Origin of the sequence: Nostoc sp. LPT (assembly GCF_017115165.1) — a bacterium.
Classification (GTDB): domain Bacteria; phylum Cyanobacteriota; class Cyanobacteriia; order Cyanobacteriales; family Nostocaceae; genus Nostoc.
The window spans coordinates 100197-118872 of the sequence record NZ_JABXKF010000130.1 but is presented as its reverse complement, the minus strand read 5'-3'; the positions used below and the strand labels follow the sequence as shown (position 1 = coordinate 118872).

Sequence of the window (18676 nt, the reverse complement as noted above, 5' to 3'; positions counted from 1 at the left end):
AACGATAGTCATTCCAGCTTTTAGTGCCACAATCATTCCCTCTGTTCAATCTGTGACACTAGCAATATTCATCGCATTCTTAAATCGGTCAGGTCTTTTGGTTATTGGATTTTTACCAATATTCCAGTTCCACAGAATAATTATCTCATCCTAGTTACCACTAGCAAGCATTTTTCTATTACTCTCTCAAGTTTAGACCAAGAAATGGCAAAACAACCCAGCAGTGCTGAGTTGTGGGAAGGTGAACTAACGGAAAAGTTCAAATTAATTCTTTGCAGACTGAGACTGCGCTTGAGTTAAGCATTTTCTCAATTTTTCGGCTAACACTTCTACATGGGGTTCATTAAGTATGTCAAGGTGAGATCCGGGAATGTAATGGATATCTAATCCTCCCACTACTACCTCGTCCCAGCCGAATTGAGGATCGTATTCTGTGCCTATAGCTTCGTCCCGATTTTTATCCTCTGTCCGCAAAAGAATAGCTCGACCAAGGTAAGGTGAAAAAATATAGTCACTGATGGCTTGAGTGTTAGTATCTATAACCTTTAAATGCTTGTCAGTTTCAGGTACATGAAGTACGTCTTCCAGATAACGGTTATATGTATTTTGCAGTTCTTGCTTACGCCAATAGCTCCATCTCACAACCTTTTGCCAAAGGTAGTTAGGCCCTTGTTGAACAATATTATTTAAATGCAAAAAAACTCGCTTGAGAAATGGCGCCTGCCAGCTATATCCTGGACGACAACTATCAAGCATAACTAAAATGCCTACTTGTTCGCCTTGCTCTTGGAGTTGTCGAGCCATCTCGAAGGCAACTGTACCCCCAAAGGAATAACCTCCGAGAAAATAAGGACCATGAGGTTGAAGGGTCTGAATTTCTTGAATATAGTGCGCTGTCATATCTTCAATGCGGGTATGAAGAGGGTGTTTTCCATCTAGCCCCCGTGCTTGTAATCCGTAAAATGGTTGTTCTGTCCCCAGATGCAATGCCAATTCACGGAAACATAAGACTTCTCCACCCAGCCCGTGAATACAGAAAAAAGGTGGCTTGGAACCGTTGGGTTGAATTTCTACCAGGGATGACCAGCTAGATTTTGATTGGTCTAAGGTATTTACTAAAGCCGAGTTTTTTGTTAAATCTTCTTCTTGGCAGATTATTTTGGCTAGAGCCTCTACAGTCCCTGACTGGAAAAGAATAGCAAGAGGCAGGTTTTTATTAAATGTCTTTTCAATTTGCCAAAACAGTTTTACTGCTAGGATAGAATGTCCTCCTAGCTCGAAGAAGTTATCCCTAACGCCAATGGGCTGGACACCTAAAATTTGTTCCCAAATCTGAGTTAACTGGCGTTCCACTTGATTGCGGGGAGCAACAAAGGTGGCTTCTGGCTCTTGCCTCGATAAGTCTGGTGCAGGTAGGGCACGTCGGTCTACCTTGCCATTGGGGGTTAAAGGCATGGTGTCCAGCACGACAAAAGCTGAAGGTAGCATGTATTGTGGCAATTTTGTCGAGAGGAAGCACCGGATATCAGTAATCGCAATTGCTGAGTCTTGATTCGGTATAATGTAAGCCACCAAACGTTGATCGCTGGGAACATCTTCACGGGCAATGACTACAGTCTGGAGTACATCTAGGTGTTGGGCTAACACCGTTTCAATTTCCCCTGGCTCAATGCGTATCCCCCGGATCTTGACTTGATGATCTCGGCGACCGAGAATTTCTAGAGAGCCATCTGGACGATAGCATCCGCGATCGCCTGTATAATAAAGCCAATCCTGGCGATCATTCCGAAAAGGGTTCTTGACAAACCGAGAACGGTTTTCTTGTTGGGCATTGATGTAACCCAAACTGCGGAATGGAGTTCGGATTACAATCTCGCCTGGTTCACCGATACCGCATGGTTGGTGATTTGGTGTCAAAACTAGTGCTTGGGTTTGAGGCAACGGCAATCCTACTGGCTGTATGCCTGGTGTACACTCAACAGGTACTTGATAATAACATTTTGCCAAAGTTGTCTCTGTCGGTCCATAGAGATTAATAATTTCACCTGATTCGGGAAAAGCATCCCGCCACCGAAGTACAAGGGTTTCTTTCAGAGGTTCTCCAGCCAAGAATAACCAACGTAAGTTACGTAAAGAGACTCCTGACGGCACATTTGCTAACCATAATTGCGCCAGCGAAGGAACTGTATGAAGTACAGAAATTTGCTCATTTTCCAAATAACGCAGAATTCGAGTCGGTTCTAGATTATCGCCTTCTTCTGGCAAACAGAGGGTTGCACCACTAGTTAAAGGTAAGAAAATATCTCTAAGAACGACATCAAAAGAAAGACCAGTTAATTGGGCAACACGGTCTTGCTGATTAATTTCAAAGGTCTGTCGCTGCCAGTTCAGAAAATGCGCCAACCCTTTATGACATCCCAGCACCCCTTTCGGGACACCAGTAGTGCCGGAAGTAAAGAAAATATAAGCTGCATCGTCGGCAGTAATTTCAGGTAGATTTACGGCTTCAATGCTCTTTTTGCTTGAATTTATGGCTTCTCCTGTGTCTGGGTTGACACAAATGCTAGTTAAAGACTCCCCTATATTTTCGTCTTCTCGACGCTGACCATCAATATATAATATGTATTTAGCTTTAGCTTCCTGTAGCATCAGCCGCTGGCGTTGGCTAGGAAGTTTCAGATCGAGGGTGAGTAGTACACCGCCACTCAAGAGTACGCCAAGCATACTGGCAATTAGCCCAAAGCTGTGTGTCCCAAACACGGCTACGACATCTCCCCGCTCTACTCCGTGAGATAACATAACCTGTGCTAAGGTTTGAGCGATTTTGCCCAATTCCCTATAATTCCAAGTACGAAATCCTTGACGAAGTGATGAATGTTCTGGAGTACGATTTACCCAAGAGGTAAACATTGTTGTCGTCAATTCATACCGTGGTTCTGGCAGAATCGCCATTGGCTGTGGTAGTAAAGGTCGCGCTTCTGGTGTCACCAGGGAATATAAACTAATTTGCCTCTCTGGAGCAGCAACAATTTGATTTAGCAAGTGATGGAATTGATGAAGCATTTCCATCATCCGTTCTGAAGTAAACAGATCGGTGTTGTAAACTAAATCAAGTTGGATTCCTTGATTTTGTTCTGTAACGTAAAGGGTTAAGTCGAACTTGGAAGCTGTTTCTAGGATCGAGACTGGTTCTATAGCCACTCCAGGTAGTTCCAGTTGGATGTCCCTTAAGTTGAGCATATTAAACCACACTTGAAACAGTGGGTTGCGACTGGTATCTCGCTCTGGTTGCAGTTCTTCTACCAATTTCTCAAAGGGCATATCTTGATGGGCATAAGCAGTTAATGCCATCTGGCGAACTCGATTTAGCACTGACCGAAAACTGGGGTTGCCAGCAAAATCAGTCCGTAAAACAACGGTGTTAATAAAAAATCCGATTAGCCCTTCAATCTCAGAACGATTACGTCCGGCAATGGGAGAACCAATGAGAATATCTTCTTGCCCAGTGTAGCGGTGCAATATTGTCCCAAAGACCGTCAGCAATGTCATGAATAGAGTGACACCCTCCTGATGCGAGAGTTCTGTGAGTGATGCACTCAAAGTCTGTGGTAGCATCAGAGATTGGGCTGCTCCTTGGTAAGTTTGCACTGGTGACCGTGGTCGGTCTGTAGGCAATTCCAGTACAGTATTAGCACCTGCTAATTGGGTTTTCCAATAGTTAATTTGCCTGGAAAGTACTTCACCTGATAGCCATTGGTGCTGCCACACAGCAAAATCGGCATACTGAATGGGTAATTTTGCCAAGGGAGAAGGCTTACTGCTTAAAAAGGCTTCATAGAGCGCTGTTAACTGCTGCCAGAGAATACCGATTGACCAGCCATCCGAGGCGATGTGGTGCATCATTAACAAGAGTATATGCTCCTGTTCGTCTACTTGGAGCAAAGTAGCTCGCAACATCAAGTCAGATTCTAAGTTGAAGGGGCGTTGCACCTCTTGATTGAGGAAAAATTCTACTTGATCTTTTGTTACCTTAATGATTTTAAGTTCCACTGGCCGAGGCGTGCCAATTACTTGTATGGGGCTACCATCAGATGATGTAATAAAGTTGGTTCGTAATGCCTCATGATGGACAATGATCGCATCTAGTGACTGTTGCAATACACCCAGATTTAACTTGCCCGTTAAGCGCTGTGCATTGGAGACGATATACGCTGGGCTATTGGGTTCCAACTGCTCCAAAAACCAGACTCGCTGTTGGGCAAAGGATAAAGGGGCTGATTCTCGGTTGGCTATTTGGAGAATGGTCTGATTTTGGGGATCGTTTTCTGGAGTTTGGTTTTGAGCGACCGCTTGAGCTAAAGTAGCGATCGTGGGATGCTCAAATAATAGTTGCAACGGTATTTCTATCTGAAAAGCTTGGCGAACCCTAGACATCACTTGAGTCGCCAGCAGTGAATGACCTCCCAATTCAAAAAAATTGTCGTCGATGCCTATTTGTTCGAGACGCAAAACTTTTGCCCAAATGCCAGCTAAGACTTCTTCTATGGAATTCTGAGGTGGAACAAAGTTAGTTGACAGCCTAATATCAGATGTATCCGGTGCAGGTAAGGCGCGGCGGTCTATCTTACCGTTGGGATTTAATGGTAGAATGTCCAAAAATACAAAGAAACCAGGCACCATGTATTCAGGCAACCGAGTTTCCAAAAAGTGACGCAATTCAGCCTGACTAGGAATTTGCTCTGGATTAGCAACAATATATGCCACGAGTCGCTTGTCCCCAAGCACATCCTCTCTGGCTATGACTAGAGTCTGCGTCAGTGCCTGATGTTGAGCTAATATGGCTTCAATTTCTCCTAATTCAATTCGGAAGCCACGTATTTTAACTTGGTCGTCAATCCGACCAAGGAACTCGATATTACCGTCGCTCAAATAACGTGCCAAGTCCCCAGTTTTGTAAAGTCGTGCCCCAGGTTCAGAGCTAAAAGGGTTAAAAATAAACTTCTCTGTGGTCAATTCTGGACGCTTAAGATAGCCTCGCGCTAGACCAATACCGCCAATGTGCAGTTCACCTGATTCACCAATAGGCACTGGCTGCAAATTTTCATCAAGGATGTGAATCTCTGCATTGGTAATTGGACGACCAATGGGAGCAATAGCATAATTAGTCTCGCGCTGGCAAGTCCAGAAAGTGGTATCAATGGAAGCTTCTGTCGGCCCATAACAATTATGTAAAACATTGTTCAAATTCAGTTTGGCAAAGAAGCGTTCTATAAGTTCGCCAGGTAAAGCTTCACCACCACAGGTAATGTGTCTGATGAATCGGCAATTCTCAATTCCCCTCTCTTCCAATAAGACACGCAGTATGGAAGGCACTAAAGCCAGAACTGTGATTTGCTGCTCAGTAATCACTTTCACAAGGTAGGCTGTGTCTTGATGTCCACCAGGGCGAGCTATGAACAATTGCCCCCCAAAGCACAATGGCCAAAATATCTGCCATACTGAGGGATCGAAGCTAAAAGAAATAGTCAGTAAAACTTTGTCTGCGTGAGTTAATCCAAAAGTTGTTTGCTTCCAGTGGAGTTGATTGCAGATACCACGGTGAGGAATTGTTACACCCTTGGGTTGTCCTGTAGAGCCAGATGTATAGATTACGTAGATGAGATTATCAGTGGTTGTCTCATTTACAGGATTTTCTTGAATGTTTTGAATATTCCCTTGCCAGTTTGAATCCAGACAAACCACTTGCGCCTGATGCGGTGGTAGGTTCTTGACCAATTTTTCTTGGGTTAACAATACTGGTGTCTGAGTGTCTTCCAAAATGAAGGCCAAGCGTTCTGAAGGATATGCTGGATCTAAAGGCACATAAGCGCCTCCAGCTTTGAGGATTCCCAGCAGTCCTACAATCATCTCTAAGGAGCGCTCCAGGCAAATACCCACCAGAACTTCTGGGCCAACGCCTAAAGCACGTAGGTAGTGCGCTAGTTGATTCGCCCGTTGGTTTAGCTGCTGATAAGTAAGTTGTGTATTTTCACATACCACCGCAATTGCTTGGGGCGATCGCTCTACTTGCATCTCAAACATTTGATGAATGCACAGATCCTGATGATGAACTACTTGGGTGTCATTCCATTCCTGTAAAACTTGAGTGCCTATGATGGGAGTTAAGGTATCTAACGGAATATTTTTCTTATATTCTGAAGTTTGGCTATTTATCTGCATTTTTTATTTATCGGCTCCATCAGGAAATCCAATTTTTTAAATTATTATTTATTGTTATATATGTACAAATCCTATGTGAGGCTACAAATTAACGCCTTGAGGCTATGAGTATGGGAATACAAAAACAAAGCCTCTTTAGCTGTAAAATGGCAAAATGCCACTATTCTAATAAAATGTTGTCGCTTCTGCTCCTAGTATCCAGGCTAGTTATTATATAATATTTCTATGTAAAAAAAGATGTTTTTATACATTTATATAATCAATTGATTATCGCGTATAATAATTTATTTCTCCATTTGTACTCAATTTATTAACTGTTAACTAAAGATGAAAAATGTAGGCAACAATAATTTGCTTACTTTACCTTTCATTAAAAAACAATTTTTTTTGAGAGTGTATAATTGAATATACAATATCTAAAAATACTCTATACTTTTTTACGAAAGTTTGCCTAATGGGAAAATCATCATTACAGAATCTTCATTGTATTTATTGATATGTAAAAATAGTGTAAAGCTACCATCGGATTTGCTAAAAGACTTAAGTAAGCTCAACTCGGTGTAAAAAATTGTCATTAGAATCAAGAAGGGGCAAAGAGAAGTTTAATCGTTGACTTCCGACGTTGGAGCACTTTGCCCCAAGTCTCAAAAGTTCAAAAAGGCAAAAAGCTGAAAAAAATAGGATTTTAGCCTCATTCATCTTTATTTATCCTTTTTTACTTATTGTTCTTCCATGAGTTTAGGTTGAAAGGTTGATTTTTCGTTAACTGAGATGACAAAAAATCATTAATTTTCACCAAGATTGACGAAAGACCGTTATGCCGACTCAGTGAAACCATTATCAGCACGGTTTCATCTCACTATATAAAGCATACATAAAGTAAAAGTCTTGCACATAGAATTAACATTCCAAGAAGTGTGATATAAAATACATTAAAATCCTTGCTTTTTCTTAGAGGGAAAACTTATTCAAGGTTTTTGGCTATAAATAATTACTTGCAGCAAGTCAAATGTTAATTTTTTGACGGTGATATGACCGTGCCTAAACCCTCAATTTTTAATAGACAAGAATTAGAGCGGTCTAAAATCTAAATCTAGGATATATCAAAAAATTGACTCTCTCAGGAGGTGAAAATGTTTAGAATGAAGATACTGTAAGACTTACAGATATTAGACATACATTATTGAACTTAAGTTTACTTGTTAATAATTATCATTAATTGATTACTAATTCTTTTAAATGTACCCATGAAACTGACCCAAGTTAAATCACAATATTGGTTTATGTAAATTTTTGTAACGTTAATCAACTTTTTGATGCATTTCGTTATATGTTAATTGTGTAATTTTTGTTAATAAGTAATTATGCGTAAAGAAACAAAGAAGCTTTTAATCAAAACTAAAATAGTATAAGCAAACATGCTAAAGTAATTTATAAAGAAAGAGATGTAACTATATCTCTGTTATAAAGTATAAAGCGTACATCTGCGATGCGATACCTATTTTGTCACTCTAGGGAGAAAAGTACATTATGTCTATCCTAAATTTTAAGCAAAATTATAGGTTATGCGATCGCTATCTATAATTTGTTTATTTAAATAGCCTTGTTGCTAAAGTCCCTAAAAACTAAAGATTCTTCTCTGGTAAAATTGGCAAAAGAGGGTTAATTCTGCTAATACAGTCCAATTATTTTGTACACGTACATTAAAAATACTAATATTGTTTACCTGACCAAGTTGATTGTTAATGTCAGGAATGTTATTTAAACATACTAAGTTATTTACCAACAAATCCTTATCCCCTTTGCTTTAGCATCAAAGCTAGAAATTTCCGTACGAAACAGGATGGATGTTATCATGTCAACAAAAGTTAAGTCTAGAGTAGTAGTTACACTTAAATAAATTCTGGAATATGCTTTTAATAAAGAACTTATAAGTTAGTCTGAAAAAAAGTTCAATAGTAGGTTATAAAGACCAACTTTCTTTGAAATAAAAACGTGAGCGTGAGTTAGGATATCCCGATTATATAGTAGGTTTTCATAAATTTTTTAACGATACCAGGCATTACTAAACTATGAGTAATCAAAGCATTGCAACAAATAAATTGAGTGAAGTATCTTTAGATTTACGTGCATCTGCATTTGTCAGGGTACGCAAGGGTTCGTGGTGGCTAAGATTAACAACATTGTTTTTAGTAGATTATACTTTGTTGTCCTTAGCTTGGGTTTTTGCTGGATATCAATCTTCTTCTGAACATCTTTCTTGGTATGTACCGAGTCAATATTTCCCGATTTTAATAACTATTGGAATTCAAATCGGATCGCTAGCTCTCCAAGGTATTTATCGAGAAGGTCAAAAACGCTATGACTATTGGAATATTATCAAATCGTTAACTTTTGCTCATGGATTAATACTCCTTGTTTGTTCTTTGTATAAGCCAGTTGTTGATATCACAAGCTCCAGATTGATATTATTATCTTGGTTGCTAAGTATATTATTTATTTGCACTGGTAGATATGCTGTAAATGTTACTCTTGAGTATTTGCGTAAGCAGAAAAAAATCGTTCGTTCTTCTGTATTCATTATTTGCGATCCTCAAGAGCGCGAACAGATTGCTAGCTTTATAAAAAAAGAAAAGCATTATATTGTCTCTGGAACGGCAAATGCTAACTCATTAGACAGATATAAACGTCAACAAACATTGAGTCAACTTAATGAATTAGGTGTAACAGAAGTTTTTATATCTTGGGATGCTCTAAAAAATAGAATGTTTTTGTGCTGGTTATTTCAAGCATCTGGGATTCAAGTACATATCTTACCGATGGAATTAAAACCAATTTATAGAAACATAGAATTTAATAAGATAGGGGGAATGCCTTGTCTGAGTTTGGATTGCCCGATAATTACAGGTAAAGATTTTTGGATAAAGCGTATTTGTGATTTTTGTTTGGCGACTTTGTTTGTAATGTTATCATTCCCGATTTATATAGCTATAGCTATAGCTATAAAACTTGACTCTTCTGGGACAGTATTTTACAGGCAAACTCGTATAGGTTTACATGGACAACAGTTTAAAGTATGGAAATTCAGAACTATGCGGTCTGATGCAGAAACATTACAGAAGGAATTAGAAGCTTTAAATGAAACAAAAGATGGAATTATCTTTAAAATAAAAGACGACCCTCGTATTACCCGGGTTGGAAAGTTTCTCCGTCGTTACAGCTTAGATGAATTGCCTCAACTTTTTAATGTTATCCTTGGAGAAATGAGTATAGTAGGTCCTCGCCCTTTACCTACTAGAGACGTTGATAAGTTTTCTGAACATCATTTTATTCGACATGAAGTTTTGCCTGGTATTACAGGTCTTTGGCAAGTATCAGGTCGATCTGATATTTTAGATTTTGAACAAGTGATTCATCTGGATATGAGCTACATCGAAAATTGGTCACTTGCTTTAGACTTTGAAATTCTCCTTAAAACAGTTATGGTGGTTTTGAAAAAAGATGGTGCTTACTAAAAAAGAAAATCATAGCTGTACAGGTTCATGATTACAGAATCTAAGTTACGTATCGATAAAAGTATTGCAGTGCAGTCTACAGTTTAGTTGATAGCGGATTAAATTTAGATTTTTCTACCTTGCTGATTAGTTACCTGTTTGAGGAGGATCTAAAAAACTTCTTTTATTTATAAGGATCTATCCAAAAAAATCATGGTGACTCAAAATGAATAAATTAAGCTGAATTAAGAATTACAAGAATGGTAGAAAAGTTCAAATTCATAAGTAATTCCCTTTCAATGATACTCAATCGGTTAGCACAAAGCATTACAGCATTTGTATTAACCGCTTCTATTGCTCGTACTTTAGGAACTGAGGCTTTAGGGCAGTATCTACTCGCATATAGCTACTATTTGATCTTTGTGGGCATTGCCTCACAAGGGCTAAAGACATTATTTACTAGAGAACTAGCTCGTGAGCCACAAAAAACACCAGTCTATCTAATGAGTGGTACGTGGCTACAGTTAATATTTAGTTTCTTTAGTTATGCGGCATTGGTAATTGTAGTGTTTTTGCTTCCCTATAGTTCCAAGACCTCGACTGTTTGTTACATAATGGGCTTAACGATCGTTCCTTTTGCGCTTTCTAATATCACAGAGGCAATTTTTCAAGCTAAAGAAAAAATGCATCTGATAGCGATCGCTACAGTACCGATTTATATCCTACGCCTAATAATAATGATTTGGGCGATGCAACTAAAATATGGAATTGAATATTTGGGGGCGATTCAATTTTTTTCAGAAATACTAATTTTGATAATTCAATGGATTTTTATCATCCCTTTAGTAAAAATACAATGGCAGATTGATAGAAGTTTTGTCTTTAATACAATTAAAGAGGCGCGGACATTTTTTGCTATTGAAGCAATGGCTGTAGTTAGTGGCAGAATTCAAATATTGATTCTTTCATTATTAGGAAATGAACTTTTAGTAGGTCTATTTGGCGGAATAGCACAGTTACTACAACCCTTTTTGATTATTGCTAATAGTATAATTTTAGCAATATTTCCAAGATTTTCAAAGGCAGTAGAGCAAGGACGGGACAAGCAGAGGCAGATAGCTGAACATATTATCGAAATTTTATTAATCATTGCATTGCCGTTATACCTTGGAATCTTATTGTTTGGCAAAGATTTATTAGTTTTTATCTATAATACTAGCTTTGCTGAAGCAAATATAGCTCTTAGTTTAGCCGCTGCATCACTCCTTTTCTTGCCGTTTACACGCTCACTGAGTTATTTACTTGTAGCCAATGGTTTCGAGATAGTGAACCTACGTGAAGTAGTTATTACCACTACATTAGGGAGTTTGGGAGGTGTGGTATTAGTTTCGCACTATCAGTTAATAGGTGCAGCTTTAATAGCATTATTAATGACTATTTTTGGTTTTATCCAGTATATATATTTCACCTATACTCGCTTATTTTCATTAAATTTATGGCGAATATTGTGCCGTCCGTTAATAATAACCATTGTGATGCTACCTATATTAATATTATTACAAAAACTTAACTTAGATTTTATATTTACTCTAATCATTGCAACTTGTGCCTATTCTTTATTTGTGATTTATTTAGGTATTGGTGCATTTGGCGGGTTTCGTTTTTTATGGCTAAAATTTTTAAAATAGTAGTAATTGTTGAAGATAGATTTTTACCATTAACTCATCAAAATTGAGCGAGAATATAATTTTAATTATGATTAAAGTTGCTTTATTACATTTTTGCTTTGAAGATTACACTATTGAATTAGCAAACAATTTGGTTAAATATGTTGATTTAACGCTTATTCACCCGGAAAAAGTCTCAAATGTATGCAGCAATGTTCTTGATTCCAGTATCCGCGTGATTACCTTTAAAAAACCACGGATTCGCGATCCGCGTAATCTATTGTCTATGTACGCGATGATGCGTATTATCAAAGACATAAAGCCAGATATTTTGCATGTGCAAGAAACTAATGATCCTTGGTATGATTGGACACTGTTACTCAACAAAATGCCACCACTGGTGACAACTATCCATGATATATTCCGTCACCCAGGAGATAGCATGACTGTATTCGGTTCAGAGTATACCAGGCGTATTGCCTTCTACCGTTCCCAACAATTGATTGTTCATACTCATCAACTAAAAAAAATTCTAATTGAACAATTCCGTATACCTCAAGAGCGAGTCAATGTTTTACCACATGGGGAACTTGGTAGTTTGTATAAGCGTCGGGGTAATCACAATAGTCAGACTCGCGATCCAAATACATTACTATTTTTTGGACGCATCTGGCCCTATAAAGGATTGAAATATTTACTTCAGGCTATGCCTTTAATTGCTGAACGTATACCTGAAGTCAAGCTAATTATCGCTGGCCGGGGAGAAAACATAAAACAATATTTCCCTAATGGTTATGATGAGAAACGCTACGAAATTATCAATGACTTTATCCCCCTTGAAGAAGTAAGTAATCTATTTCAACGCAGTACGGTAACAGTTCTACCATACATAGAAGCCTCTCAAAGTGGTGTAGCAGCTTTATCTTATGGGATAGGAACACTGGTTGTAGCCTCTGAAGTAGGGGGATTAAGTGAGATAATTCAGCATAAAAAAGATGGGTTATTAGTTCCACCTTGTGATGTCCAATCTTTAGCTAATGCCATTATTTATTTGTTAAGCGATCGCGACTTGCAACAACGTATGCAAACTGCGGCATTAGCTCGTTGTCAGGAAGATTTAAATTGGTCAAATATTGCTGCTCAAACAGCTCAAATTTATTATCAAGAAATAAATATGCAAAATAAATATTAGTTAATTTATTATGCGGAAAATACTAATTGTTACTGAACAGGTATTCACCATTTTGAGCTTGCTGATGTATTCAGGGGCAATCTTTGTTCTCGTACTGTCAGGAGGAGCTGGACAGAGCGATTTAGTAGAAATTGATAGCTCTGGGATTCGGATTATTTATTCCTTAATCTACGCAGTTACCGTAATACTACTAGTTTTGCGTTGGAAAAAAACTCTTTATTTCCTTAGAAAAGACTTTTGGCTTTATTCTTTAATTTTATTGTCAGCTGTTTCTATTATTTGGTCTTTTGAACCATCAACAACATTAAAAAATAGTTTTTCCCTTATTAATTCCAGTTTATTTGGATTATATTTTGCTTCGCGATATAGCTTAAGACAGCAGTTACATTTACTTGCTTGGAACTTTGCAATTATTATAATACTCAGTTTTGTTTTTGCCATAGCTTTGCCTAAATACGGAATACAGAGCGATTTCGATGGCTCAAAGTGGCGTGGAGTATTCACGCACAAAAACGGTCTGGGAGCAAGAATGGTAACGAGTAGTATGACTTTTTTTATCCTTGGTTATCAAACTCAAAGACGTAATTGGCTTTTTTGGGTAGCGTTTAGCTTGTCAATAATACTCTTACGGCTTTCCGCTTCCGGTTCCTCTCTAGTTAATCTATTAATTATAATATTGGCATTTTTTATTTTTCAAATTTGGCGTTGGTCTTACCAGTTCATTGTACCAACCCTAATAATGATGGCGACTATCAGCCAAAGTTTATATTTTTGGTTGTCTAGTAACCCTGATATCCTGTTCGGTGCAATTGGTAAAGATGCGACACTGACGGGTCGAACAGAATTGTGGCCATTAGTAATTGATAAGATTTGGAAACATCCTTGGCTTGGTTACGGTTATGGTGGATTCTGGCAAGGATGGAATGGCGAATCTGCTGATATTTGGCTTGCAGCGGCATGGACGCCAAACCACCCTCACAATGGTTATCTGGCTCTTTGTCTTGATTTGGGTCTTTTAGGGTTAGGAGTCTTCTTTTTTGGATTTTGGCGCAGTTATCTGCAAGGATTTGCTTGGGTGCGTAGTAGCAAAACAGCATTTGATATTTGGCCACTTATACACATGACATATATACTTTTATCTAGCCTCACTGAGTCTAACTTGGTGGAATCAAATAGTTTAACTTGGATACTCTATGTGGCGGCATCTTTCTCAGTCAGAATGTAAAGATGAAGTAAAAATCAGATGATTAATCAATATAACTGTAACCAGCTAGTAACAGCAAAACTGAGAGCTATTATGATGTAGATATGCATACTTATTGTTTAACCCAGTTTCGCCAAGTATGAATATAGGTTCCATAAATAAGGTATATTTTAGACTTGGCAAGTGAGTGTTTTACTAAAGTAACGTTTTACATTTCCCTGCCTATCACCCATAAATTCCGGGTTTCGACCATTGTTCCGAGTGAGTGAATAATTACTTACTAAACTAATTAAAAATTAGAAATTATTATGGCATCACCGAAGAAAGTACTAATTATCGTTGAAAACCTCCCAGTTCCCTTTGATAGACGGGTATGGATGGAAGCAACTACTTTGCAAAAAGCTGGGTATGAAGTTAGTGTAATTTCACCTACAGGTAATGGCTTTGAAAAAGATTACGAAATTATTGAGCAGATTCACATTTACCGTCATCCTCTACCACCGGAAGAAAGTTCTGTCATTGGTTATCTCCGAGAGTACAGTTGGGCGATTAACTGGCAATTCCGTCTAGCTCAAAGGGTATGGCGAGAGCGTGGTTTTGATGTCATACATATTTGTAATCCGCCCGATTTACTTTTCTTGGTAGCAGCATGGTTTAAATTATTTCATGGTATATCTATTATTTTCGATCATCATGACCTCAGTCCTGAAATGTATGAAGCTAAGTACCGGCGGCGCGATATTTTTTATCATGCATTACGCTGGGCTGAACGCTTGACCTATGCGACAGCAGACATGGTAATTTCAACGAACGAGTCACACCGAGAGGTAGCTCTTAACCGTGGGCACAAGAAACCCGATAAAGTATTTGTAGTTCGTAGTGCGCCTGATCTTTCGCGCTTTCGCCGAATGCCTCCAAACCCTAATTACCGTAGAAGTAGAAACTACTTGATAGGTTACATGGGTGTCATGGGAGAACCAGAGGGTATTGATTATCTCCTAAGAATGGTATATTACATTGTCCACAAAAAAAATCGCTCTGATATTCACTTTATGCTAATTGGTAGTGGACCTATGGCAGAAAAGCTTAAGGACTTATCTAAAGAGTTAAAAGTGAATGAGTTTGTAGAATTTACAGGATTTAAGCAAGGTGAAGAGCTCTTAGAGCGGCTTTCCAGCTGCGACGTGTGTGTAGAGCCTTCTCCAACATCTGCTTATAACGAAAACTGCACCATGAATAAAATCCTTGAATATATGGCAATGGGAAAAGCAATTGTCCAGTTTGATTTGCGAGAGGGAAGACGTTCTGCACAAGAAGCATCTCTTTATGCCAAGCCTAACGATGAGGTGGAATTTGCCGAGAAAATTCTAGAACTTCTAGATTTTCCTGAACGTAGAGAAAAGCTCGGAGCCGAGGGGCGACGCAGAATGGAGGAGATTCTTGAATGGCAATATCAAGCTCCAAAACTGTTAGATGCTTACGATAAAGTTTGGCAAAGTAGGTAGCTGCTTTAACTTTCAGAATTACTATACTAAGTAACTGGATTGAGTAATGAATAGATGTTTATGGTCAAAAATTACAAACTGACTAAAAGTCGAGTTTTTTAGTTGATTTTGAAATTTTGCCTTTGGCTAAGATAGTTGCTCTAACAAAGAATATAGCCGTATAATATCCAAGTAAAAAATCAAGCCTTTGATAATTCAGAGAGAAATTTGAATATTAATGGTTAATGGCTAATGTAAAAAACTTTTAATTAAACGTCCTGTTATTAAAGGGTTGGGTTGATTTATGGGATGGCAGTTATAGTTAGGACGTAGTTAACCCACCTAAAATCCCAAAAATAACAAATTTTTTGCTGAAGAAAGGTACACATTTGCACCAAATAGGGACTAAATTTTTAACTTAAATACTCTATACTACAAGACAGTTAAGCATTTATTGCTTCTTTGTCTTTGCGTCTTTGGCGGTTCGTAAAAAAATGATTTTGATAAAGAGTTAAGCCCTAACTGAACCGTATTGGTCTATACTATATTTTATATTGTAAAATTATACATAATCAGTATTGTCAATTGCACTGGTTTGTGACTGTTCTAAGTCAATTTTTAGTTTCTTGCTTAAGACCTGTACTTGGGAAGATTTATGTCAGAAAAATCTATGGAATCTAGAGAATCTATTGATTTAGACCTTAATCGTTACTTGTTGATATTGAAACGGTGGTGGCTACCCGCTTTCAGTATATTTGTGGCGACAGTTATTCTGAGTGCAATATCTACAAAATTTCTGAAGCCAGACTATGAAGCAGAAGGAAAACTGTTATTCAGAGTTCCCAGTTTTAAAGTAGCAGGCAATAATCTTTCCCCTGGCACCTCTGAAGGAGGAGACTCAGGAGATTTGAAACCATTGGTAGCAACTCAAAATCCCATAAGCAGTCAGATAGAAGTTATTTCTTCCCCAGCTTTATTGCAACGGACAATAGACAAACTACAACTCAAAGACAACGAAGGTGAACCTCTGAAGGTGAAAGAACTACAAAAAGTCCTAAACCTAAAAATTGTTGGTGGAACAGATGTATTGCGTATTGCTTATAGAAGTCACGATCCTGAAGAAGCAGCGGCAGTAGTCAACACAATTATGAGGTTTTATTTAGAAAATGATATTCTGACAAATCGCTCTGAGGCAGGAGCAACTCGTCAGTTTATGGCTAAGCAACTTCCTACAACTCAAGCTGCTGTTAATAATGCAGAAGTAGCGCTACGTATATTTAAACAAAAGCATCAGATTGCAGATTTATCAGAGGAGACAAAGTCAGCTGTTGCGACTATTGGAAATCTAGATAATGAGATGAATACTGTCAAAGCTCAACTGGATGAGGTAAATGCCCAAACCAATCAACTACGGCAGAAAGTAGAGCTAAATTCTCAGGAAGCGATCGCTGTGAGTGCTCTTAGTCAGTCACCAGCAGTACAGGGAATTCTTACACAACTCCAAGAGACAGATCGGCAGTTAGCGGTTGAGCGCAGCCGTTTTCTAGATGATAATCCTATAATTATTAACCTAGAAGCAAGAAAAGCTAATTTAAAATCTCTCCTGCAACAACAAGTTGGTCAGACTATTGGCAATCAAACACAAGTTCCCCAAAGCCTATTGCAGATTGGAGAGCTCAGACAAAGCCTGATACAAAACTTTTTACAATCAGAAATACAACGTTTTGGCTTAACTCAAAGACTCTCCTCTCTATATAATTCTCGTGCTAGCTACGAACAGCGGGTGAAACTCATACCCCAGCTTGCACAAAACCAGCGAGAGTTGGAACGGAAAGTTGAAGTTGCAGAATCAACCTATCAAACTCTATTGAAAAAGGTTCAAGAGCTACAGTTAGTTGAAAATACAAATACACCTAGTTCCCGGATTATTGCTCAGGCTTTAGTGCCCGAAGATCCTACATTAACCAAAACAATAATTGTTTTGGTGCTAGGAGTCATGTTCGGTTTGTTTTTTGCTACCACAACTGTACTTTTTCTCGCTATGAGAGATAGATCTCTAAAAACACTTAAAGAAATTAGAGATGTATTTGGATATACTTTGTTAGGAATTGTTCCTTTGTCTGTTAAAAAGCTTCGTTCCCGTTATTCAAATGCAGAATCAATATCTCAAACAATTGCTGTAAGGGATACTCCCCACTCTTTAACGAGCGAAATGTACCGGATGATTCAAGCAAATCTGAAATTCTTAAGTTCAGATAATTTGCTCAAAACCATTGTGATTACTAGCGCAGTTCCTAAAGAAGGCAAGTCTACAGTTTCAGCTAATTTGGCAGCAGCGATCGCTCAACTAGGACGTCAAGTTTTACTAATCGATGCAGATATGCGAGTTCCTTCTCAGCATCATCTCTGGCAACTAACCAATGAAGTTGGTTTGAGCGAGGTTCTTGTAGGTCAGGCTGAATTTGACATTGCCGTATCTAAGGTAATGGACAACCTTGATGTTTTAACTGCTGGAGTTAGACCTCCCAACCCACTTGCTTTGCTTGACTCAAAACGGATGGCATCACTCATTGAGAATTTCTCGTCTCAGTATAAATATGACTTTGTAATTATTGATGCCCCTCCACTACTTTTGGCAGCCGATGCTTTGACTTTAAGCCAAATGACTGATGGTATTTTGTTAGTAGCCCGACCTGGAGTAATTGATTCCAACAGTGCTAATGCTGCTCAAGAGATATTAGAGAGATCCAACTACAACGTTTTAGGTTTAGTAGTCAACGGAGTCATTGATAAAAATGAATCTAGTAGTTATCGATATCATTCTCACGAATATTTTAAACCAAGAGAGTTGACAAAAGAGCTTAAGGGACTGGCGAAGAAATAAAGCTTCCAAAAAATTATTTTAGGAGTTACATCAAGTTCGGATAAATATTTATTAATAAAGACTGATGCAAAGACGCAAGAAGTTTTAAAGAATAAGTAATTAACCGGACTTAGAATTATATAGCGCTCCTACATCTGATAAGGTATATCTTCACTAGTATAGGAAACGCTATATTAGGAGCTATAAATAATTTTTAGGATGGTAGTCTGATTTCTTTAGGTGTTGCCACTTCAGTTTCATTGGATTCATTAGGTTTTTGCTAGCCTCGAAAGTAATATATGTAACTCAGTTTGCTCCATGCACAAAACCTTATTCATCCAAATATCTCCGGTAGCCGCACATAATTTCAGCATCTCTATTCTTCTTGTTTATCAAAATAGAATACATGCGTCAGTCGCCAGAATACAAGAAGGGTATTTTGAACGAAAGAGCGGATGAATCAAGGGGTTTAAGACCCTCACTAAATCCTCTTTTCCAGAGACGCTGCGCTTTCCTATTTAGTGGTCAACTTTGGTAGTGGCGGGTCTGAATC

At 38.2% G+C, this 18676-nt stretch carries 7 protein-coding genes; 6 read left to right on the top strand and 1 reads right to left on the bottom strand.

What is annotated here, in order from left to right; translation table 11 throughout:
- Window positions 1–264: 264 nt before the first annotated feature.
- Window positions 265–6219 (bottom strand): non-ribosomal peptide synthetase, encoded by a 5955-nt coding sequence (locus tag HWQ58_RS24335; protein WP_292868283.1) that lies wholly within the window; start codon window positions 6217–6219, stop codon window positions 265–267.
- A gap of 2072 nt (window positions 6220–8291) precedes the next feature.
- Here HWQ58_RS24335 and HWQ58_RS24330 point away from each other — a divergent pair.
- The 6 genes from HWQ58_RS24330 to HWQ58_RS24305 all read left to right on the top strand — a co-directional run bounded on the left by HWQ58_RS24330 (window position 8292) and on the right by HWQ58_RS24305 (window position 18144).
- The gene (locus tag HWQ58_RS24330; protein WP_292868280.1) at window positions 8292–9734 is read left to right on the top strand and encodes a sugar transferase; all 1443 of its coding nucleotides are present in this window, start codon (window positions 8292–8294) and stop codon (window positions 9732–9734) included.
- 239 nt (window positions 9735–9973) lie between these two features.
- Window positions 9974–11401 carry an oligosaccharide flippase family protein gene (locus tag HWQ58_RS24325; RefSeq protein ID WP_292868277.1) on the top strand — a complete coding sequence of 476 codons (1428 nt, stop codon included), beginning with the start codon at window positions 9974–9976 and terminating at the stop codon, window positions 11399–11401.
- A 67-nt stretch (window positions 11402–11468) separates the two neighbouring features.
- Entirely contained in the window at window positions 11469–12572 is a 1104-nt protein-coding gene (locus HWQ58_RS24320) for a glycosyltransferase family 4 protein (protein WP_292868274.1), read from the top strand.
- Window positions 12573–12624: 52 nt separating this feature from the next.
- Window positions 12625–13797, top strand: coding sequence for an O-antigen ligase family protein (locus HWQ58_RS24315; protein ID WP_292868271.1), 1173 nt, complete (start codon window positions 12625–12627; stop codon window positions 13795–13797).
- 287 nt (window positions 13798–14084) lie between these two features.
- The gene (locus tag HWQ58_RS24310; protein WP_292868268.1) at window positions 14085–15281 is read left to right on the top strand and encodes a glycosyltransferase family 4 protein; all 1197 of its coding nucleotides are present in this window, start codon (window positions 14085–14087) and stop codon (window positions 15279–15281) included.
- A 634-nt stretch (window positions 15282–15915) separates the two neighbouring features.
- Complete coding sequence (locus HWQ58_RS24305) at window positions 15916–18144, top strand: polysaccharide biosynthesis tyrosine autokinase (RefSeq protein ID WP_292868265.1); 2229 nt, start codon at window positions 15916–15918, stop codon at window positions 18142–18144.
- Window positions 18145–18676: the final 532 nt, after the last annotated feature.